At 66.0% G+C, this 19,988-nt stretch carries 15 protein-coding genes and 1 pseudogene; 6 read left to right on the top strand and 10 right to left on the bottom strand.

Features of this window, described 5'->3' with window-relative positions:
- Positions 1–56: 56 nt before the first annotated feature.
- Positions 57–509, top strand: coding sequence for a DUF1801 domain-containing protein (locus tag ACGFNP_RS23760; RefSeq protein ID WP_358314594.1), 453 nt, complete (start codon positions 57–59; stop codon positions 507–509).
- 255 nt (positions 510–764) lie between these two features.
- Here the strand turns inward: ACGFNP_RS23760 and ACGFNP_RS23755 are convergent, their stop codons facing one another.
- Together ACGFNP_RS23755 and ACGFNP_RS23750 are read right to left on the bottom strand one after the other, a co-directional pair.
- Positions 765–1,241 carry a cyclase gene (locus ACGFNP_RS23755; protein WP_393322044.1) on the bottom strand — a complete coding sequence of 159 codons (477 nt, stop codon included), beginning with the start codon at positions 1,239–1,241 and terminating at the stop codon, positions 765–767.
- 127 nt (positions 1,242–1,368) lie between these two features.
- Positions 1,369–1,542, bottom strand: a pseudogene (locus tag ACGFNP_RS23750) (ATP-binding protein); the annotation flags it as partial.
- Between the two features lie 476 nt (positions 1,543–2,018).
- Here ACGFNP_RS23750 and ACGFNP_RS23745 point away from each other — a divergent pair.
- Together ACGFNP_RS23745 and ACGFNP_RS23740 are read left to right on the top strand one after the other, a co-directional pair.
- Positions 2,019–7,535: a LamG-like jellyroll fold domain-containing protein gene (locus tag ACGFNP_RS23745; RefSeq protein ID WP_393322041.1), complete on the top strand. Its 5,517-nt coding sequence runs from the start codon at positions 2,019–2,021 to the stop codon at positions 7,533–7,535.
- A gap of 73 nt (positions 7,536–7,608) precedes the next feature.
- Positions 7,609–8,511, top strand: coding sequence for a hypothetical protein (locus ACGFNP_RS23740; protein WP_358314546.1), 903 nt, complete (start codon positions 7,609–7,611; stop codon positions 8,509–8,511).
- Positions 8,512–8,563: 52 nt separating this feature from the next.
- Here ACGFNP_RS23740 and ACGFNP_RS23735 read toward each other — a convergent pair whose 3' ends face one another.
- Both ACGFNP_RS23735 and ACGFNP_RS23730 read right to left on the bottom strand, forming a co-directional pair.
- A complete protein-coding gene (locus tag ACGFNP_RS23735; protein ID WP_358314543.1) occupies positions 8,564–8,938 on the bottom strand; it encodes a hypothetical protein in 375 nt (124 codons plus the stop codon).
- Positions 8,939–9,071: 133 nt separating this feature from the next.
- Entirely contained in the window at positions 9,072–10,415 is a 1,344-nt protein-coding gene (locus tag ACGFNP_RS23730; RefSeq protein ID WP_393322037.1) for a multiprotein-bridging factor 1 family protein, read from the bottom strand.
- A 222-nt stretch (positions 10,416–10,637) separates the two neighbouring features.
- On the opposite strand from ACGFNP_RS23730, the gene ACGFNP_RS23725 reads away from it, so the two are divergent.
- Positions 10,638–11,072, top strand: a complete 435-nt coding sequence (locus tag ACGFNP_RS23725; protein WP_393322034.1) for an ATP-binding protein — start codon at positions 10,638–10,640, stop codon at positions 11,070–11,072.
- A gap of 565 nt (positions 11,073–11,637) precedes the next feature.
- Here ACGFNP_RS23725 and ACGFNP_RS23720 read toward each other — a convergent pair.
- Both ACGFNP_RS23720 and ACGFNP_RS23715 read right to left on the bottom strand, forming a co-directional pair.
- Positions 11,638–12,768, bottom strand: a complete 1,131-nt coding sequence (locus tag ACGFNP_RS23720; RefSeq protein WP_393322031.1) for a hypothetical protein — start codon at positions 12,766–12,768, stop codon at positions 11,638–11,640.
- A 109-nt stretch (positions 12,769–12,877) separates the two neighbouring features.
- Positions 12,878–14,254, bottom strand: coding sequence for an alpha/beta fold hydrolase (locus tag ACGFNP_RS23715; protein ID WP_393322028.1), 1,377 nt, complete (start codon positions 14,252–14,254; stop codon positions 12,878–12,880).
- Between the two features lie 101 nt (positions 14,255–14,355).
- Here ACGFNP_RS23715 and ACGFNP_RS23710 point away from each other — a divergent pair, with 101 nt between their 5' ends.
- A complete protein-coding gene (locus ACGFNP_RS23710; RefSeq protein ID WP_358314527.1) occupies positions 14,356–15,447 on the top strand; it encodes a histidine kinase in 1,092 nt (363 codons plus the stop codon).
- A 5-nt stretch (positions 15,448–15,452) separates the two neighbouring features.
- The gene (locus ACGFNP_RS23705) at positions 15,453–16,082 is read left to right on the top strand and encodes a response regulator transcription factor (RefSeq protein ID WP_358315690.1); all 630 of its coding nucleotides are present in this window, start codon (positions 15,453–15,455) and stop codon (positions 16,080–16,082) included.
- Between the two features lie 19 nt (positions 16,083–16,101).
- Here the strand turns inward: ACGFNP_RS23705 and ACGFNP_RS23700 are convergent, their stop codons facing one another.
- From ACGFNP_RS23700 to ACGFNP_RS23685, 4 genes are all read right to left on the bottom strand, one after another.
- A complete protein-coding gene (locus tag ACGFNP_RS23700) occupies positions 16,102–17,466 on the bottom strand; it encodes an MFS transporter (RefSeq protein ID WP_393322024.1) in 1,365 nt (454 codons plus the stop codon).
- Positions 17,463–18,347 carry an alpha/beta fold hydrolase gene (locus tag ACGFNP_RS23695; RefSeq protein ID WP_393322021.1) on the bottom strand — a complete coding sequence of 295 codons (885 nt, stop codon included), beginning with the start codon at positions 18,345–18,347 and terminating at the stop codon, positions 17,463–17,465. The genes ACGFNP_RS23700 and ACGFNP_RS23695 overlap by 4 nt, the downstream gene beginning before the upstream one ends.
- An 80-nt stretch (positions 18,348–18,427) precedes the next feature.
- On the bottom strand, positions 18,428–18,964 hold the full coding sequence (locus ACGFNP_RS23690; protein ID WP_358314494.1) for a DUF1707 domain-containing protein: 537 nt from the start codon (positions 18,962–18,964) through the stop codon (positions 18,428–18,430).
- Between the two features lie 3 nt (positions 18,965–18,967).
- The gene (locus ACGFNP_RS23685) at positions 18,968–19,693 is read right to left on the bottom strand and encodes a PadR family transcriptional regulator (RefSeq protein WP_358314492.1); all 726 of its coding nucleotides are present in this window, start codon (positions 19,691–19,693) and stop codon (positions 18,968–18,970) included.
- Positions 19,694–19,988 lie beyond the last annotated feature (295 nt).

The following is a 19,988-nucleotide window of genomic DNA, read 5'->3' as shown; positions in this document are numbered from 1 at the left end:
TCGCCACCCACGCGCCCAAGATTGCGCCACATCAGACCCACAAAGGGAGATCTGCCATGAGCAGCACGCACGCGGGATTCACGGCCGAGGAGCGGGCCGCGATGAAGGACCACGCCCAGGAGTTGAAGACTGCCGCGCGCCGCGACTCGCGCGCAGGTAAGGCGGCGGAGAAAGCGGCGGAGGCGGAACGGGAGGTGCTCGCCAAGATCGCCGAGATGCAGGACTCGGACCGGATCATGGCCGAGCGCGTCCATGCCGTTATCACGGCCAACGCCCCTGTCCTAGCGCCGAAGCTCTGGTACGGGATGCCCTCCTACGCGCTGGATGGCAAGATCGTCTGCTTCTTCCAGAGCGCGGAGAAGTTCAAGGCGCGCTACGCGACGCTCGGGTTCAGCGACCAGGCGAAGCTGGACGAAGGCACGATGTGGGCAGCCGGGTTCGCCCTGACTGAGGTGACGGCCGAGGTGGAGGCGCGGATCGGCGCGCTCGTGAAGCAGTCGGTGAGCTGAGGCGCGCCCTGGCGCGTTCAAGCCCGACACTACATACCGGGTTGGTCGTGACCCACGGCTACAGCGCAGGGGTGGCCATGGCTGCCGGCGTACTCCTTCCTGCGCAGACGTGCGCGCAGGTAACCGTGCGGAGCCGACTCGTGACGGTGATCCCGCCCGGCCGGATCACCGTTGAGTCTGTTGCTGCTCGCGCTGATCGGGGCAGTCCCCACTCGCGTAGCCACCGCTAATCCGGCGCTGACAACGATGGGATTGTCACTGCCTGGCGGTTTCGGTCGTCTCCCTGATGTGCGCGTTGCGCAGCAGGATTAGCTTGGTCATGTAACGGCGCAGGACAAGGGCGTCTACGGCAGTGCCCAATGGGCCGGCGGGCGCGGCAAAGTCGACGATGTCTTTCATCAGAGTCGCCTCGATGCCGCTGTCGCCGTCGTGTGTCGATTCGAAAGTGTGCGCGTGGCGCCAGTGCCGGAATGGCCCGTCTACTTGTTCGTCGACGAAGTACGAGGGGCTGTTGTAGGCGCTGATTGTCGAGGTCAGGTGCCAGGTGAAGCCGAAGTGCCGTGCTCGCCAGGTGACTTGGTCGCCCAGGGAGAGCTGCCCGGAAGTGACCCCCGCGACTGCTTGCTCGCGTGAGTCGCGCATGGAGGAGGCGTGCAACTCGACCGACAAGGAAGCATCGAAGACGACCGCGGGCGGCGCGAGGACCAAGGTGGCCACCTCGAAACGGGACATGCGCGGAGCTTAGCTGTCGCGTAAAAGGCGTAACCCGGTGGGTGCGGCGCTCTGTTGATCGGTTCGGGCCAGGTATCTGGTGCTGTAGGTGTCGTCAGCTGGCGACGTTGGCTTGGGCTGCGACGAGTCGGCTCTTGAGCCGGTAGCTGGGTCCGTTGATGGCGATGACTTCGCAGTGGTGCGGCAGGCGGTCAAGGATGGCGGTGGCCAGGACCTCGTCGCCGAAGCCCCGGCCCCACTCGCTGAAGGCCTTCTTGCTTGTCAGCAAGATCGAACTCTTCTCGTACCTCTTCGAGATCACGGTGGTCGAGGAGGCGCGCACTTCTCATCCCGCCTCTCTTGCGTCGTGCTGTAACCGGGATCTGATCGTGGTTGTGCATTGGCGCTGTAAGGCAAATATAAAGATCAGGCCCTGCGGGGGCGGCTCTATGTGCGAGGCCGAAACCATCCTGTTGGCGTGCCAGGGGTGTTGGGGCCGGTGGTGTTGTCGCTCGTCAGGGCTGGATCTTGCTCTTATCGGGCGCACCCCATCGTGCTGGGGCTCCAGGCGTTACAGATAATGTGTTCGAATTTTGAGTGATCTATCTCACTCTTGTCAGCTTTGTTGGTCAAGGATATTGATCTTGTGTCATGCCAACTCACGCCTGATTGAGGGTGTTAGTGAACGAATTACGACGTACAACGAGGTTGGGTGGGAAACCACCCCGGCAAATCGCTCTGGCGACGGTGCTCACGGTGGCAGCATCGCTACTGGTAGCGGGAACGGTTACGTCGGCCATGGCCGACCCCGAGCCGACTGGGAGCGCTCCCGGCTCGACGAAGACCGTCTTCCCACGTCCTGACGATCCGGACGCCCCACTGCGTGCCGCGCTCCAGGAGGCGAAGCAGCGCAACCAGACTATCCCCGTTGAGTCCGCATTCACCGAGACATCACGTACGTGGGCCTACCCGGACGGGCATCTGGCGACGGAGTCGTATTCCGGCCCGGCTCAGCTCAAGCAGGGCGACGGTTCGTGGGCGTGGATCGACACCTCTCTGGTCGAGCAGAACGGGGTGCTGCGACCCAAGCGGGCCAAGGGCGGCGTGCGCCTGTCGGCTGGTGGCACGCAGCCTTTCGCGACCATGAAGCTGGGCAGGGACCGTTCGTTCGGGCTGTCCTGGCCGACGGCGTTGCCACACCCTCAGATCAAGGGCAACGTGGCCACGTACGTAGGAGCGGCCGGACCGTCGGCGGACCTGGTGGTGACCGCCCTGCCGACCGGATTCCGGCACGACATCGTGTTACGCGAACGGCCGGCCGGAGCGGTGGAGTTCCGCATTCCGATACAGGCGCGCGGGCTGGCCCTCAAGACGTCCAAGTCCGGTGGTCTTTCGCTCTCGGCCGCCAAGGGCAAGCAGGTGGCGTCGGCTCCGGCGCCGCTGATGTGGGACGCGGCGGCGGACAAGCCAAGCGCTGAGCATCCTGGCCGTCAGGCGAAGATCGAGACCACGGTCGAGGGCAAGGACAGCGCCACCGTACTGGTGCTCAAGCCGGACACCGCGTGGCTGGCCGACCCGGCCACCCAGTACCCGGTGACGGTGGATCCCACAACAACGCTGGGCGTGACCCAGGAGGTGGGAATCCGGTCCCCCAGTGATCAGCGCTCTCCCGGCGTTGTGAGCCGGTCGAACTGGAAAGAGTGCTCAGGAACGGGCTGTACGCCGGTCTTCAAGGAGCACATCGGCCGGACGATGATGGCGTTCGACACGGCCTCGATCACCGGGAAGCACGTGGTCAAGGCCACGATGCAGCTGCAGTTGCGTCAGGACGTCATCAATTGCAGCGAGTTCCAGGGGATCACCGCGCAGCGCATCACCGCGGCATGGGTGGCCAACGACACCTTCTGGGGCAACCAGCCGGCCAGCACCGGCGAGGGACGCGCCTCCATAGATCCGTGTTCGCTGCCGGGCACGACCGGAGCGGTGTGGAGCTGGGACCTCACCACCATGGCCGGATTGTGGGCCTCGGGCACACCGAACTACGGTCTGATGCTCAAGCTGACCTCGGAGGGTCCTGTCGCGCAGAACTTCGGTGAGGACTTCGCGTTCTGGCCGCAGATGTTCACCGGCGGCACGCGTCCGAAACTGAGCGTGGACTGGGTCCTGCCACCCGAGATCCCAACGGTGAGCGCCGAGTCGATCGACTCGATGAACGGCAACGACGCCATCGCCCGCAGCACCAACGTCAAGGTGTCCTACAACTCGAGGGTGCCCGAGACGGCCAATCTGGACTACACGGTGACGGTCAACGACTCCACCATGGCCCCGCCGGCGCCTCAGCTTCCCACAGGCGAAGCGGCCTACTACAAGTTCGACGAGGCCTCCGGCGCCACCGCCACCGACTCCTCCGGCAAGAACCTGAACGCCACACTGACCGGTAGCTACAGCAGAGTCCCCGGCCAGCTCGGACAGGCCATCAAGCTGACTGGCGGCGCGCAGGCCAGCACCACCGCGCCGGTGCTCAACACCAACCAGAGCTTCACCGCCGCAGCCTGGGTACGCCTGGACCGCAGTACGGCCGACCAGGCCGTGATGTCGCAGATGGGCGTCAACTGGCCCGGCTTCACCCTGGCCTATACGACCTCCGACGCCCCTGAATACGACCAGCGTTGGTTGATGTCCATGGTCACCCAGGACATCCCCGACCGGATCCATGAGCGCGTCATCCAGTCCAAGAACCTGGCTAAGATCGGCCAGTGGACGCATCTGGCCGTCCAATACGACGCCAGCGCACACAAGGTCCGCCTGTATGTGGACGGCGAATTGTCCGCCGAAGGCGACCACACCATTGACTGGAACGCTCGCGGCAAATTCCAGATCGGCCGCGGCCTGATCCTCGAAGGCGACGGCAAGTTCGAGGGCGCCATTGACGACATCCACGTCTACCAGCGGGTGTTGAGCGCCGCCGACATCCGCACCATGGTCGGCGTCCCGACCACCACCACGCACAACAACATCCCGTCCGGTCAGGTGCTGGACAAGGTCTTCGCCCTGGACAACCCGGCCAGTTTCAAGTTCGTGGTCAAGGCGTGCCGCAGCGGCGTCATCCCGCCCTCATGCAATGAGAGCCCCGCCTACAGAATCACTTCGGACGCCCCCATGCTCCCGTCCGACACGAAAACCGGCATGGCCGACCCAACCCAGCCGATCCTTTCCGGCATGGTCAACCGGCCTTCCGGCGGGGCGGTCATGGCCAAGTACTACCTCTATGACAACACCGGCGCGCCGGTGGGATCCGCGCCGATCGGCACTCGTACGGTCAACGGCGGTGAGCGGGCTTCCCTCCAGGTTCCCGCGAACACCGTGCAGCCTGGGCGTTCGTATAAGTGGCAGATGATCGCCTGCGCTGCGGGCCCGCCATCATCTGACCCCGGCCCAAACCCCACGCCTACACCGACCCCAACTCCCACGCCCACGCCTACACCGACCCCAACTCCCACGCCCACTCCCACGCCCACGCCCTCGCCCAATGGCTTGGTTGCGGCCTACGGCATGGACGCAGGCACCGGAACCGCGGTCGCCGACAAGACCGGCACCAACAACGGCACCTCCACCAGCACCTCCTGGGTGACCGGCAAGTACGGCAAGGCACTGTCCTTCAACGGCACCTCCAGCTGGGTCACCGTCAATCACTCACCCTCGCTGGCGACGGGCAACGCCCTGACCCTGTCGGCCTGGGTGAAGCCCAGCGCGGTCGATAATTGGCGCACCGTCATGGGCAAGGACAACACTGAACTCGACGAACTCAGCTACGGCCTGTATGCCTCCACCGGCCTTGCTCCCGCCGCCCTCCTTATGACCGACGGCAACGCTGGGCAGGTTCCCGGCACCACAGCGCTGCCGATCAACACTTGGAGCCACCTCGCCATAACCTACGACGGCACCACGGCCCGGCTCTACCTCAATGGCAACCAGGTCTCCGATAGCCCTATTACGGGCGCTCTGCTCGACGACGGCGGCGCCTTCCACATCGGCGGCAACACCATTTACGGCGAATACTTCAAGGGCGTGATCGACGAAGTACGCGTCTACAACCGCGCACAAACCGTCGGCGAGCTTCAGGCCGACATGAATACCCCGATCGTCGGAGCTACCCCCTCAGCAGCCCGGTCCGGCACGTCTGCCGTTGCGGACGGTCCAGCCAGCGAGGTCTGCACCTCCAAAACCGCCCCCGTCAGTTTCACCACTCCCGGCATACCCCCTGCCGACCCAGTGGAGGACGTCCGGCATCTGACGCTGGGCAAGGACAGCTTCGTCATCAAGACCGCCAAGACTGACCCCACCGCCTGCAGCGGACAGCCGTGTACGGTGACCGACGGTACGGTGATGCGGCTCGGTGGCACCGGCACTGACAAGACAGCCGCCGTCATCGGGTTCAAACTCGAAGAGCTCCCCGACGGCGCAGCTATATCCGAAGGGATACTCAAGCTCGGCACGCCAACCTGCCCAGCGGGCACCTGCCCGACGGATGCCGTCATCACCGCGACGCCATTGAAGAGCCCAGTCACTGGCGACAGCAAGGGCTCGGATCTGCCGGGCGACGCTGACACCAGCGGCAACTTCTCGCTGCCGATCGGCGATCCGAAAGCAAACATCGCTGACGACGCATTCCGGTGGCTGCTACTTACCACCAACAAGAATGAGATCATCACTCTCGGCGAGGCGGCAGCGGCTGAACAGCCGTCGCTGGCGCTCACCTATCTACCGGCGAGACCACCCAGCAAGGTGCTCAACCTCCGCACGCAGGCTGGGGACTCCAGCGCTGTCGCCAGCTGGGGACTGCCGGAATCCAATGGCAGTGTCGCGATGCTGGATGGCTACGACGTCGAAGTCACCAACAGCGCTGGCACTGTCGTCAAGACACTCGACGTCAAAGACCCATACGTGACGATCGCCGGGCTGACGAACGGCGGAGCTTACACGGTGAAGGTGCGTGCAAAGACCGCGTTCGGGAAGAGCGATTGGGAGGCGGCGACGGTCACGCCGAAGGCCGTGCCGCCCCCACCGGTCAAGGACGCGACCAACCCGTGCATCCCATTTCTTGATGGTGAGCAGCCGCAGTCGAAGGCCTCCGTCGAAGAGTCAGGGGCGCAGGCGTATATTGACCGTGTAAAAGCGTACTACCAGGCGCAGGATGCCGTGCTGGAGGGGCGGGTCGCCACGATTTGGGACGCGCCGGGGGGTGCGCCTCAAGATCCGAATACGGCGAAGTTGTCGCTGCTTAATGCGGCCCTGGTGCAGTACGCCGCCAGCATGGAGCGAGCCGAAGAGACGCGCAGCGAATCCAGCGTCACGCTCAACGACGTCGTCGTCCGGCCCGGTGCGGGGGGATCCGTTCACGTTGTCGCCACCGTCATGCGAACTTGGAAGCAAACCTCGCCAGAGGGGGGTTCACGACAGTCGGGGGCCAGTACGCTGGGTGTTGTCGAGCCGATCGAGTCGACCATCTCGATTCACGTGTTCGACCGGTGCGGCAACATGACCGAAATTCAGGCTCCGATGCCGAAGTATCAGGATTCCACGGACGGCTATGACCGCTGTGCTGGGTTCGTTGACCCGGACGGCAGCGAACGTGAGGTGTGTGAAGGCTCGGGAGGTGCAAACCAGGGAGGTACCGGACCGACCGGACCGGAGGGATGGAGTGCCCGCAGGTTCTGCGTCGCTAATATGACCTGCAGGTCCGATATGTTCGGCTGGAACTACCTCACGAAGGGACTCTCGTTTGAGGCCGGCGGAGTCCTCAGATGGCAATACGAAGATTCGAACCCCGGGATTCCTTTTGTCGTCAAGGAATGGAGCGTATACACAGAGGTAAAACCATCAGGATCGTTCGGCAAGAGCAAGGTCGACAAGCTGATCCTCGACAATCTTCAGCTCAAGGTCGAGACGAGCTTGACATTCAGGTCACCTCTCTTCCCTCCTTCAATCACGTGGCCTCCGGGGTTGGGCATCACACCAAGCGACACAACCGGCACCCTCTCATACGACGCACCAACCAGCGTCAGGCGGATCCTCCCAGAGCCTGTTAAGCCGTTCTCCCTCACCTGCGGAAATTGGTTCTGCGACGGGTTTACCGGTGTCAAGCACACAGTGAAAGGAACGCTCAATGTTCTCGCCCTGTGCAAGGCTGACGCCACCAAACCGTCAGACTGCACCAGTCGACCCAAGGTGATTTCGATCAACGAGCTCAGCGGGAAATTCTGGTGGGCTCGTACCGGGTGGCCCTATAACTACGACGACGGAGCCAGGGGATAAGTCCGGGACGGTGTATCGCGCGGCCTCGTTAGAGTCCACCGGCACGAGCATGCTCGGACGCGCGCTTGACTAGATGATGCGGGATGGCTGGGGAATGTGGGCTGACCATACTCCCCAGCCATCCCTGCTGCAAATTTCTAACCTTACGGAAAGGCCAGCCATGACATCGCGGCGGATGGTGCGCCTCATAGCCCTGATGGCGGCGAGTATCATCTCCCTAGTCGAGATCATTCATTTTCTCGCCGATGATCCCGAGCGTTTTCGCGAGGTGTATGGCGGCGCCGTTCAAGTGGCACATCCAGAGCAATGGCTGCTCGCCTCAGACGCGTCAATCGATCCAATCTCAACGCGCCTTGAATTTTGGGGTGACGAATATGGCGGATCGAAGACTGAATTCCTTCATGGCTCGGTAAGCATGAACGCTCTTAGATCCCTTAGCAAGTCACTGCCTCCGAACACGAAAATGACGGGAATGCTCCAGTCGTTTAGAGGCGGGCAAGGTGCGGATGAGGTCGTGAAGATGCAAGCGCGCCGCGAGCTCACAAATCTGCCGGACAATAGTTTCTCGACCGCGATAATCGAGCTAGCCAATCCTTTGGATGAGTGGAAGCTGAGCACGACATTCGCAGGCTCTATAGACACAAAGACCGATACTTCATTTCTGTTCCTCTCTGGCCTGCAAGAGGGAATGAGGAAGCCCATCTTCTGGCGACCTTGCACGATTTATCGTAGCGCCGAATGCGAGCAGAAATCCAGTCTCGAGCTGTATCGCCGATGGGTGTCCCGACTCTCTTGGCTGGATGGGATCGGCCTGGCGCAATTGGATCTAGATATCAACCGATTGCGCGATGCTGCACGGGAAGGGCGTGCCTATGGTTTACTCACGAACGGCTATCCCAAACCCCGACTGTTGGAGATGTTGGACATTCCCGCAGTTCGCACGATACGCATTGTTGAAACACGGGCCATCGGCTAATCAGAAGACTACTAACTAGTACGGCAGTCGCCATTCATTAGCTGAGCTGGGTTTATGTGGTTGCCAGGCGGGCGCGTTTGTGGAACCGGCGGGCTCGGGCTTGGTGGCGGCGTCGCCAGGCTGACCAGTGGGCGGTGTGTGGCAGTGAGGGTGTTGTCGGTGTCGCGGCGTTGAACAGGCGCTTGATCTCGGGGATGGTGAGAGGGATCATGCCCGGGTCGGCGGGTGGCGGCTGATCGGGTCGGCGGGCTGGTGGCGCCTGGGTGTCGGTGCGGAACTTGTCGCCCTTCTTGATCCTCGCCTTGGCCAGGGCCTTCGATAACCGGATCCGCAGCCCGGAACGCTCTGCCGGCAGCCGCAGCAGCGGCACTCCGGCCGCGCCTATCAGTCCACCGGCCCCCGTGGTCATCTTCAGCGAAGCGCCCACGATTCGGGCACCGCGTGGGGCCGGGTAGGCAATACTAATCACCGTGCTCCCCTGAGCGCGCATCCCTCCTGCGGGTCCAGCTGCGCAGCCGGACAGTTGCTTACTCTAGTAACTGTTCAATCGCAGGGAGTGGTCAAACGCTGAGCAAGGTGCGAGCGCGGTCCAGGAAGCTGCGAGCTGCTGGCTCCGTCCTGTAAGGGGCCAGCAGTTCAACGAAGTCGCGGATGTGGTCGGTACTGCGCGTGGAGCTGATGTGCTCCGTCAAGCTCAGGGCCTGTCCGGCGGAGTCGCAGGCCCGGTCGAGGTCTTTCTGCTGCAGTTGGGCTGTGGCCATCCGGGTGAGGTAGAGAGAGTGGTCGCGTACGTAGCCTGGGCCGTATCCGGCGTCAGCTTCGGTGAATTTCTGCTGTGCTCTGGCAGGGTCGCCTAGGTCGAGCATGCACGACCCCGTCAGCATGTCCACTTCAGCCCGATTGACCCAGTATGTCCAAGGCGGGTCGTCGTCGCTGGTGCCTTCGTTCAGGCAGTCAACGGCCTGGTTCAGAGCGTGGTAACAGCGGCGGGCATCGCCCGCCTTGGCTAGCGCTCTGGCTTGGCGGGCGTGCAGCATCGCATCGACGATCGAGGTACTGCGTCCGCGTACCGCGGCTTGAGCCGTGCGGATCATGCTGTCGGCCTCGTGGGGGTTGCCCACGGAGTACTGCTGGATGGCGGCAAAGGCGAGGATATTCGCGCCTAGTAGACGGTCACCGCTGGTGTGAGCGGAGCGCAGGGCGGCGTGGAAGTAGCGTTGCGCGGCGGCGTGCTGGCCGGCGTCGAAGCGCATCCAGCCGGCCATTCGTGCCAAGTCGGCTGCTTGGGCGTTAAGGCGGATGCCTTGGGCCTGGGTGTAGGAGTTCTCGCTCAGCAAGCGGGTGACCAGCGACAGGTGGGCCTCGGCTTCACCGATCAGGTCGCCGCCGCCCAGAGTGTCATCGGCGCGTTGCAGGTCAGCGACGCGTTCATCAATGCGGCTGATCATCGCGGTGCTGACGCGGCGGCCGGACCCGGTAACGGCGTGGACAATCTCGGGTTCGGTGATCAGCCAGTCGTGGAGAAGCGTGGTCAAGGTGACGCCGGACAAGATGACGAAGCCGCGACGGTCCATACGTCCGCTCCTCAGCGAATCAGCTAGGACTTCCACCGTACCCCTGGGGGTCCAGGGATAGTACAGCTCGGGAATGTCGGGAGCGGGTAGCCACAGCGGCCACGGAGCCAGCAGGTGTTCGCCTTCAGGGAGATTGAACACCTTGACGAGGAGTTCCTGCGTGACGATGTCGGGCACTTGGCCGTGCTCCCAGCGCGAGACCGTCTTCTTGCTGGTCGCCACGTTCACGTGCTCGCGACCGCCTGCATCGAGCACCTGCTCGGCGAGGTCCCTTTGCGACCAGCCGCGTAGCTGCCGAGCCTGCGTCAGGCGGTGATGTGCGACGTCCACAGCGCCTCCTGGAAGACCTGGCCTGGCCCTGGCGCCATGATAACGCTCGGTTGGGCGGCGGTCAGCAGATCGTCACCATGGCGGCGACCTTCAGGGAGTAGCAGGGGACCGGAGGGGACTTGACAGGGCTCTGTGTTCACGCTGAGCGGTCTTCCACAGCAGGCCGGTCGGGAGTTTCCTGTGGGACGTGAACGCGCCCGATCGAATCTTGGAGGTTGCCCAATGAACGGGCTGTTCCTGGCCGAGATCGTATTGCCGGGAGTGAAGCGTTCGGTGTCGGTGGCTCGCCGGTGTGTGGGCGAAGTGCTGAGGGTCGCCGGGCATGAGGACGTGGACGATGTCCAGCTGGTGGTCAGTGAGCTGATCACAAACGCCGTGGCGCACACCGCATCCGGCGAGCCTGGCGGGTTCGTCACGGTGGAGGTCACCTCCCTGGATGCCGCGACGGCCTACATCGAGGTGATCGACGAAGGGGCGGCGGTGACCGTTCCCGAGGTGCGTAACGCCGACGTCGGCGAGTGTGGCGGGCGGAGCCTGTGGCTGGTGGCGGCGGTCGCGGTCGGTTGGGGCGTGCGTGATGAGGGCTACCGGCGACGGGTGGTGTGGGCGGAGATGTCCACCAAGAACGGCACGTCCGCCGGTGCGGCAAGGACGTGAGGGTGTGAAATGAGGTGCACCGGAGTGTCCTGGACTATTGAATCAAGCGTGGTTTCCTCCGCACTGCATCAGCCCGCACACGTCCCCCGCACAGTCGCATGCCGAGCGACTGACGTGGAACGCGCCGCGTGACCATGGCCGAGACGCGCGCGTCGTCGCGTGGACCTGCGAGTGCACCAGCCCCTTCTACGAACTGTGCCAGGCGGGCGGCCAGCGCTTTATCAGACGCACCCGATACGGGCCGACCAAGCCGATCGTCGACGAAACCGACCGATGGAATACCCGGCAGGCGAACACGCAGTGGAACGCCTTACTCCTCGGCCTTCTCCGCTGAGGAGACGAGGCGGCCGGACGCCCCTGGCCTCGTCACCCCAGACGCAGCAGGCACTGCACAGTGGCAACTAAATGGTCATCCTCGCCAACGCGCATTGTCAGGCCAGGACGAAGGTCTGGGCCCAGAGCCGTTTGGAGAACCCCGAGCCTTGCCATCACCGGATGATGGCAAGGCAATGGGCCATCGCCGAGAGCCGATCCGGCTACGCGATGACACACGACCTGAGAACCGTTACTCGACCCGCTCGAACGGCGCCGGCGTCTGGCCCGTCCAGCGGTGGAGCTGGGCGCGGGCCGTCTGCTTGGTCACCCCATCCTCCACGACCGTCCCCTGCTGGGAGACGTAATAGCGCCCGTCATCCAGCGCCGCCAAACCATACTGGCCCCCGAACTCCCATCCCCACACATCCGTAGCGGCATCGTGCAGACCGCGCCGAACGAGAGACAGTGTCGCCCCCTGCCCCGGCTGCGGCTGGCCCTCAATCGCCCCCTGAACGGGACGCTTGGAGCCGTCGATCATGAAGAACGAATAGTTCGGAAAGGTCGGCTTGATGCCCTTGTAGGCAGCCATGAACCAATTCCCAGTGAAGCCGTCATACTCCAGGTTCTGCACGCCATACGTCGTGTTCCCGGTCCGCACGAAGTACTTCCCGTCGGACTTGTCAGGCCCCGACGTGTGCGGGGCAGTCTGGGTCAGCGGACGCTCGTACTTGCGCCACTGCTTGATGTCGTACTGCAGGATGACCTGGTAGTCGTTGTCCTGGCGGTCGGCGTTGGCATAGATGCCATACGCGACCGTCAGCTTGTCCGGGGCGCCTCGCTTGCCGAACGCGGGGCCGAAGGCGACGCCGTCGATGCCGCTACAGCCATAGCGATGATCCGGAGTAGCGGCGGTGTCGCCGTCGAAGACGCCGTCGCCGTTCATGTCGGCGCTGTAGTCGTCCACCACGTCCTTGAGGTACACGGCCGTCACCACGTCGGAGGTCTCGGCGTTCATGTCGAGGCTGGTTATGCGGTCCACGTCGAAGATGGCGATGTAGAAAGACTTGGCGGCCTTGTACTCCAGCGAGCCGTAGACGCGGCCGTCGCGGCTGTTGAAGTCCAGGTCGCCCAGGTGGCCGGTGAAACCGGTGACGGAGCCGATCGGCTTGCCGGCGAGGTCGGTCTTGACCAGGAGGTTGGTGAAGGAGAAGTACATGTACCCCTTCTTCTGGTCGATGGCGATCCCCTGGACGTGACCGGCCGGCCACGCTCCGCCGTACACCTCCGTTGGTAGTCGCGAGGGCCGGTCGGCCGCGTGGGCCGGGAGGGAGAGCAGGACCGACGCCGTCAGCGCCGCGAACAGTATGTGGGCGACCCGCATGCGATACCTTTCCGGAGGATCAGTGATGATCGACACCATAAAGGGACACGGCGCAACTTTACAGACCGTTGTTTGACTCTCTGCTTACACGCAGTTGAATACCTGAAGGTCAGGAGCACTTCACCCCGCGCGGTGGAAGCTCGCGGGTGAGGACGTACCGGCTGACATGGTCGATGACGCATGGGTTGGCCATCGCCGCGAAGAGGTTGTGCCCGGGACCGTCGAACCGAATGACCCGGCTGCCGGGAACCTGGTCCACCACCCGTTTCGTGGCCGCGTAGTCCAGCCAGGTGCCCGCTCCCAGCATCGGCGGCAGCTTCTTGGGCAGCGGCTTCGGCGGGTTGGCGACCGGGGCCGGCCAGCCGGCGCAGGTGATCGGCGCGTGCCACGCCAGCGGGAACGCGGCGCCGGTGTTGGGAGCGATCTTGCGCAGCCGCTTGACCGTGCTCGCCACCTGCGCCTGGGTGACGGGCCGGGGGAAGTCGAGGCATTCCTTGACGCCGCCACCCTGCAATCCGGGGTACGGATAGCGGCTCGAAACGGCGAACCCGGAGGCGTCACCGCCTTCGGCGGCCTTGATGGCCGCCGCGACCTCGTCCCACTGGTCGGGGCCCCTCTTGACCTTCTGGAACATGAGCGCCTGCAACTGCGTCCCGTCATAGCGGGCGTTCACCTGGGGAGCCGGGATCGGCTCCTTGTCCGCCTTGGCGACCAGCGCCTGCCAGCGGCCCTCCATGCCGGGTTCCGCCCAGTCGAGGAACCGCTTCATGAGGCGCTCGTTGTCGCGGGCGATGGCGTCGAGCTCCCGATCCCAGTCGCGGGCGCTGTGGTCGCCGGTGCCGTCCACGTACAGCGTGCGTACCCTGCTCGGGAACAGTCTGGCGTACGCCTGCGCGATCGTGCCTCCGTAGGAGGTGCCGATGAAGTTCATCCGGTCCTCGCCGAGCGCCACTCGAATGGCTTCGGCGTCGCGGGCGTCACTGGCGGAGTCCATGTGGTCGAACAGCTCGGGGTCGGTGTCGCGGCACTTGGTGGCCCTGGCGCGGTTCTCCGCGACGAGGCGTTCGAACCCAGCCTGGTCATCAGGGAACGGTGGGGTACGCAGCACGCTCCAGTCACACTGGAGCACCGGGGTGCTGAGCCCGGGGTAGCCGCGCGGGTCCCACGTGACGATGTCCATCGACTCGCGGAGCTTGGCGAAGATCTCCGGACGGGAGCGCATTATCGCGATCTGGTCGCCCTGCGGACCGCCGAAGTTGATCAGTACTGACCCACGCTTGGTGCCGGTGCCGGTGCCGGTGGCGGGGAGGCGGGCCATTTTCAGGGTGATCTTCCTGTCGCTCTGCTTCGACAAGGCGACGGGAAGGTCCGCGCACACCATCTCGGACGTCCCCGCTCCCGGACACGGCTGCCACTGGAGGGTCTGCGGCGCCTGGGCCGGAAGGGACGGAGCCACGACGGCCAGCGCCAGGAGAGTTTGGATCATGCCCCCACGCTAGGATCGCGCCCCTCACGCGGTCTGTCGGCGAAAGTTGTCGATCGTGTACACGAAGGTTGGCGAGTTGAGGCGTCAGTAAAGTGACGCGTATGTCCAGATTTGCTGTCGGGACCGTTGTGGTGATCGCCGATGCGACGCTGCTGTGGCTGGACGGGACGACCGGTTGGGGGCTCGTCGCGTACGCCGTGCTGACGGCGCTGGTCATGGTGCTGGGTGCCCGGATGCCGTTCGTGGCGTTCGTGGTGGCGATCCCGATGGCGGTGGTGTCCGGCGCGTCGCTGGCCCTGCTGGTCTGTACGAGCTACCAGGCCGGGCGCCGCATGCTGGCACGCCGGGACGCGGTCGTGACGATCGGTGTGGTCGTCGCCTACGTGGGACTGCTGCTCATGATCGCGCACCGTGACGTGTTGCGGCCCGACCCGTGGCCCGGCTTGGCCCGAGCCGTGGTGCTGGTGGTCCTGCCGGTAATGGCCGGCCGTTACCTGACCCGGCAGGATGCGTACCTGCGCCGCGAGCGCGAGCTCGTCGCCGAACGCGAACGCCTGCGCGAGCGGCTGCGCATCGCGCGGGACATGCACGACTCGCTGGGCCAGGCGCTCAGTCTGGTGTCAGTGCAGGCGGCGGCGTTGGAGGTCGCCTCGCTGCCGCCGGACCAACGGCAGGTGGTACGCGACCTCGCGGGCGCCGCACGAGCGGCTATGGACGAGCTGCACGTGGCGGTGGGCCGCCTGCGCCGCGACGACTCGCCCGGCCTGGAGGGAATCGACTTGCCCGGGCTGGAAGGGATCGACGCGCTGGTCACGGAGTTCCGGCGGGCCGGTGTCGCCGTGCGGCTCGAACGCTCCGGCAGGGCCGCCCCGCTCGGGGGCGCGGACGCCGGCCACGCCGCCTACCGGGTTGTTCAGGAGGGCCTGACGAACGCCACCAAGCACGCTCCCGGCTCGCCCGTCACCGTCTCGCTCGACTGGCAGCCCGACGCCCTGCTGCTCGGCGTCAACAGCTCGGCGCGCGGTCCCGCCGACGCGGCCTCCACAGACGGCACCGGCCCCACAGGCGGCACCGGGCTCACCGGGCTGGCGGAACGAGTCCGCCTGGCCGGCGGGCTGCTGCGGGTCCACGACGAGCCGCACACGTTCCGGCTGGTCGCGATGCTGCCTCTCGCTCTGGAGGTTGTCGCTTGATCAGAGTGCTGATCGCCGATGACGAGCCGCTCATCACCACGGGCATCAGGACCGTCCTGGAATCGGCCGACGACATCGAGGTCGTGGCCAGCGCGCGGAACGGGCGCGAGGCCGTCGAACTCGCCCGCCGCCACCGTGTCGACGTGGCCGTCCTCGACATCACCATGCCGGTGCTGGACGGCCTGGCCGCCGCCGCGCAACTGGACGGGCCGCGTGTGGTGATGCTCACGGCCTTCGGCGACGACGACAACGTACGCATGGCTCTTCAGCGGGGTGTTTCCGGTTTTCTCCTGAAGAACTGCACGCCGGATGAGTTGATCGGCGCGGTGCGCGCTGTCCACGCCGGGGAGGCGTACCTGTCACCGGCGGTGACCCGGCAGGTGATCGGTATGGTCTCGCCCGGCGAGGACGAGCGCCGGCGCGAAGCCGTCCGGCGGCTGGCCGTCCTGTCGGCCCGAGAGTCGGACATTCTCGCCCTGGTGGCCGAGGGGCTGTCCAACGCCGAGGTCGGCAGACGGGTCCACATGAGCGAGGCGACCGTCAAGACGTACGTGAGCCGTATGTTCGCCAAGCTCAAGTGCGCGAACCGGGTGCAGGCGGCCCTGCTGGTCCGCGACGCGACACCGCCGTCGTAGGAGAGGAGTCGTGACGCGGTCATGCGTGGGACGTCATCGCCGCGCGGATGCCGCGCTGGAGCAGGGCGGGCAGACACAGTACGGTGCCCAGCGCGCCGATCCACACCGCCATGGCGAGCCCGCCCAGAGCGGTCGCCCCGGCGGCCAGCAGGCTGCCGAGCGCGATGGCCCCCCACAGCAGGAACCGCTGCACCGACCCGACCCGGCCCAGCAGGGCCGCCGGGGTGAGGACCTGGCGCATCGTGAGGGAGGTGGGGCTGAAGGCGCCCTCGCCGACGCAGTGGATGATGCTGCCCGCGACCAGCCCGATCGCGCCGGTCGGGCCGCCGAGGGAGCCGAGCGCGGGCATGGCGACGATGCCCAGGACGGACACCGAGGCGGCCAGTACGAGCGTGCGCGGTGAGCCAAGTCGGCGGATCAGCCGGGTCGACAGCAGGTTGCCGATCGGGTAGCCGGCCGCGGCGGCGCCGATCACCAGGCCGATCCAGCCGGGGGACAGGCCGAGGACGTTGCGGCAGTAGAGCACCAGGCTCGTCTCGACCATGGACAGGAACAGGACGTACGTCGTGCCGCACACCAGGACGGGACGGAGCATCGGATGCCGGAGCGCGAACCGCAGTCCCTCGGCGATGTCGCGCCGCATCCAGCCGGGCTCGCGGGCGACGCGCGGGGTTGCCGTGCCCGGCTTGTGCGCGGCGTCGGGGTCTGTGGTGCCCGGTGTGTGCGCGGCGTCTGGCTCATGTGCGACGCCCAAGGCGGCGGTGCCCGGCTCGCGGTGGCGGATCAACGCCAGAGAAGCGAGTGACGCGGCGAAGCTGGCCATGTTGGCCGCGATCGCGCCGACCAGCCCGAGCGCCGCGATGACCGGCCCGGCCGCCATCGGGCCCAGCGCCTTGGCGGCCGACTCCGACAAGGCCAGCCGCGTGTTGCCGCGATGCAGCGCGTCCGCCTCGTCGTACAGGCTGGGCAGGTAGGAGGTGTACGCGACCTGGAAGAACACCACCGCGCACCCGCTCACCAGGATCAGCGCGAACAACAGCGGGAACGTCAGCCCACCGGCGGCGGCCAGCACCCAGATCGCGCCGAACGCCAGCACCTGCACACCGTCACAGACCAGCATGACGGTACGGCGAGGCAGCCGATCGACGATGGCCCCGGCGGGCAGGCCCAGCGGCAGGAACGGTACGAACAGGGCGAACGGCAGCAACGCGGCCTGCGCCGGGGAAGCGCCCAGGACGGTCACGGCCAGCAACGGCAGGGCCAGGGTCATGAACTGATCCCCGAACAGCGACAGCGACTGCCCCGCCCACAGCAGCCCGAAGTCCCGCCCGGCCGACCGGTCCGGCGGCGGCGAGGTCGTGGCGCCGGAGGTCACGACGCTCACAGCGACCGCCAGAAATCGCGCAGCAGACCCAGTACGGTCCCAGGCTCCTCGACATGGCCGAAGGAGCCGCTGCGCTCCAGCATCTCGAAGCGCGCCTGCGGGGCGAACCGCTGGAAGTCGAGCTGCAACGCCGGATACAGGGCCCGGTCATACCGTCCGGCCAGCACCATCAACGGGACGGCGATCTCCTTCAGCTGCGGCCGGAAGTCCGGAATGACCGGCACCTGGCCACCAATCACGAAATCGACGTCAGAGCCACAGAAAAGCGGATAAAGCGCCTCGTTCCGCGCCCCCGGCTCGGTGGCCAGGAGGGCGGCGTTGGCGGGATCGTAGAACCTGATCAGCGGCGCCGCCGTGGCGAACTCCGCCCGCATGGGCTCATCGGTCGAACGCAGGCCGGAGCGACGCAGCGCCTGGATGCGTTCCCACGTCTCGGGCAGCTGGGCGGCCAGTTCGCGGTTGATGTTGGCGTGGTTGAGCTGCCACATCTCCGGGCTGTGCAGGGAGTTGGCCAGGGTGAGGGTCGTGACCAGGTGCGGGTGGTCCAGGGCGATGGCCTGGGCGATCAGGCCGCCGTAGGAGAAGCCGTACAGGTGCGCGGGGCCGAGTTCGGCGAGCAGGGCGGCCACGTCGGCCACGTCGCCCGCGAAGGTGATCTCGCCCAGGTCGGCCGGGTGGTCGGAACGGCCACGGCCGTGCAGGTCGACGTAGATCACCCGATGGTCCGCGGCCAGCGCGTCGAAGTGCGGGTGGAAGACCACGTGCGAGCCGGCCGGGCCGAGCCCGGCCAGCAGAACGACGGGGTGGCCCGCACCGTCCTGCTCCGCCCAGAGGCGGTGGCCGCGGACCTCGTGGTGGCGGCCGTTCGGGTGCTGAAACATGGCCCGAATTCTGCCGACCGTCGGCCCCCGACCGACGGCGGCGATCGGACCTATATATGCCCATAAATCGGGCCAAGGGGTCAGCGGCGGTGCGAGTGCCGGTGGATCATGCCGAAGACCATCGCCCCGATCCACACGAAGAACAGCACCTTCACGATGCCGAACCCGCCGAAGAGGAGCCCCACGATCAGCAACCCGAACACGATCGGCAGGAACGGCCCCGGCCCGCGGTGCGGCCGTCCCCACCCCCGGCGCATGTCGCGCTGCGTGTGACGCATGGCGTGCATCTGGTGCCGGTGCGCCTTCATCGCCGCCCGCCAGGCGTCCTTGTCGAACGCCTCCGGCGGGAAGCCGCCCTGCGGCTCGCGATAGTCGTACTGCCGCCGCTGGCCTGGGAGGTCGGCGGTGACCTGCGCGAGCTCGCGGGCGGTGCGCGCGCCCAGCGTCCGGTCGAGGCGCTGGTCCAGCTCTTCGCGGTCAAGGCGTCCCTGCGCGAAGTGCTCGCGCAGGTCGGCCATCGTCTGTTCGCGCTCGGCGTCGCCGATGCGGAGATCGTTGGGGTCCATGACTGGTTCCTCGCTCTCCCCGAACCGGCCTTCCAGTGTGGCGCCGGTCATGCGTTACTCCTCGCCCGGGTCGCCGTCGGCCAGAATCTGGTAGAGCTTGCGCCGGGTCTCTACCAGAGTCTTACGCGCTTCGCGGATTTGTGCGTCGCTCCCGGTCTGCAAAACCTGCATCATCGCGAATGCTGACTGGCGTGAGATGTCCCAGAGGTCCGCTGTGTTGTCGTCGATGTCGGGACGCATCTCGTCCCACGGCGCGCGGATCTCGTCGGCGTGCGCCTCGATGTAGGCGAGGCCGGTGTCGGTGAGGCGGAAGGTCTTGCGGCCCTCGTTCTCCTCGGCGACGACCAGTCCCTCGTCGGTGAGCTGCTGGAGCGCCGGGTAGACGGCGCCGGGGCTGGGCTTCCAGCCGCCTTCGCTGCGCTCGGCGATCTCCTGGATGATCTGGTAGCCGTTACGCGGCTCCTCGGACAGGAGTGCCAGGATCGCGGCGCGTACGTCGCCCCGCTTGGCCTTCCGGCCACCCCGGCCGCCCCAGCCGCCGCGGTGCCCGAACATTCCAGGTCCGCCGGGACCCCACGGACCCCACGGTCCGCGCCCGAACTCGGGCGGGAAGCCGCGCCCCCGGCCGCGCTGCCGCTCCTCGTGCGGGCCGCCGCGGTGGTGGTGATGGTGTCCGCCCTGTTCCCACGCCTCGGCCACGGCCTTGAACGCTTCGCGGGCGGCACGCCGGAACTCTCGCGGCTCGGGCCACGATCTGCCTGCTGCTTGTGCGGAAGTCATGTGAATCTCCTTCTAACGAATGTTCTCGATGCTTCAAAGATATATCGCCAATATGTCGTTCGCAAGCGGCATCGGAGAGTGAGACAGATCACGAAAAAGTTGCGAATTCCGGGAACACGAGACGGGAGGGGGTCGTTGTTCAGAGCAGACGAGGTCGTTCCGCGTCGGCAGGGCTGGGGGGTGCTGTCGCCGCGGAGACGACCTCGTCTGCATTTCCGGGAAAGTTGCCCCGGTATGGGGTTGGCAAAGTCGCGAGGCGACGATCGGGCCAAGGCGCGCGCCAGGCGGGTCTCCG

This window comes from Nonomuraea sp. NPDC049269, from assembly GCF_043197155.1.
In the GTDB taxonomy this organism is placed as follows: domain Bacteria; phylum Actinomycetota; class Actinomycetes; order Streptosporangiales; family Streptosporangiaceae; genus Nonomuraea.
Note: the sequence above shows the minus strand (reverse complement) of the source record. Positions and strands in the feature narration are given on the sequence as shown.

What these genes read in the sequence shown, in the direction of transcription:
- ACGFNP_RS23760 (WP_358314594.1), top strand. Translation starts at nt 57, where the DNA reads ATGAGCAGCACGCACGCGGGATTCACGGCCGAGGAGCGGGCCGCGATG.
- ACGFNP_RS23755 (WP_393322044.1), bottom strand. Translation starts at nt 1,241, where the DNA reads ATGTCCCGTTTCGAGGTGGCCACCTTGGTCCTCGCGCCGCCCGCGGTC.
- ACGFNP_RS23745 (WP_393322041.1), top strand. Translation starts at nt 2,019, where the DNA reads ATGGCCGACCCCGAGCCGACTGGGAGCGCTCCCGGCTCGACGAAGACC.
- ACGFNP_RS23740 (WP_358314546.1), top strand. Translation starts at nt 7,609, where the DNA reads ATGATGCGGGATGGCTGGGGAATGTGGGCTGACCATACTCCCCAGCCA.
- ACGFNP_RS23725 (WP_393322034.1), top strand. Translation starts at nt 10,638, where the DNA reads ATGAACGGGCTGTTCCTGGCCGAGATCGTATTGCCGGGAGTGAAGCGT.
- ACGFNP_RS23720 (WP_393322031.1), bottom strand. Translation starts at nt 12,768, where the DNA reads ATGCGGGTCGCCCACATACTGTTCGCGGCGCTGACGGCGTCGGTCCTG.
- ACGFNP_RS23715 (WP_393322028.1), bottom strand. Translation starts at nt 14,254, where the DNA reads ATGATCCAAACTCTCCTGGCGCTGGCCGTCGTGGCTCCGTCCCTTCCG.
- ACGFNP_RS23710 (WP_358314527.1), top strand. Translation starts at nt 14,356, where the DNA reads ATGTCCAGATTTGCTGTCGGGACCGTTGTGGTGATCGCCGATGCGACG.
- ACGFNP_RS23695 (WP_393322021.1), bottom strand. Translation starts at nt 18,347, where the DNA reads ATGTTTCAGCACCCGAACGGCCGCCACCACGAGGTCCGCGGCCACCGC.
- ACGFNP_RS23690 (WP_358314494.1), bottom strand. Translation starts at nt 18,964, where the DNA reads ATGACCGGCGCCACACTGGAAGGCCGGTTCGGGGAGAGCGAGGAACCA.
- ACGFNP_RS23685 (WP_358314492.1), bottom strand. Translation starts at nt 19,693, where the DNA reads ATGACTTCCGCACAAGCAGCAGGCAGATCGTGGCCCGAGCCGCGAGAG.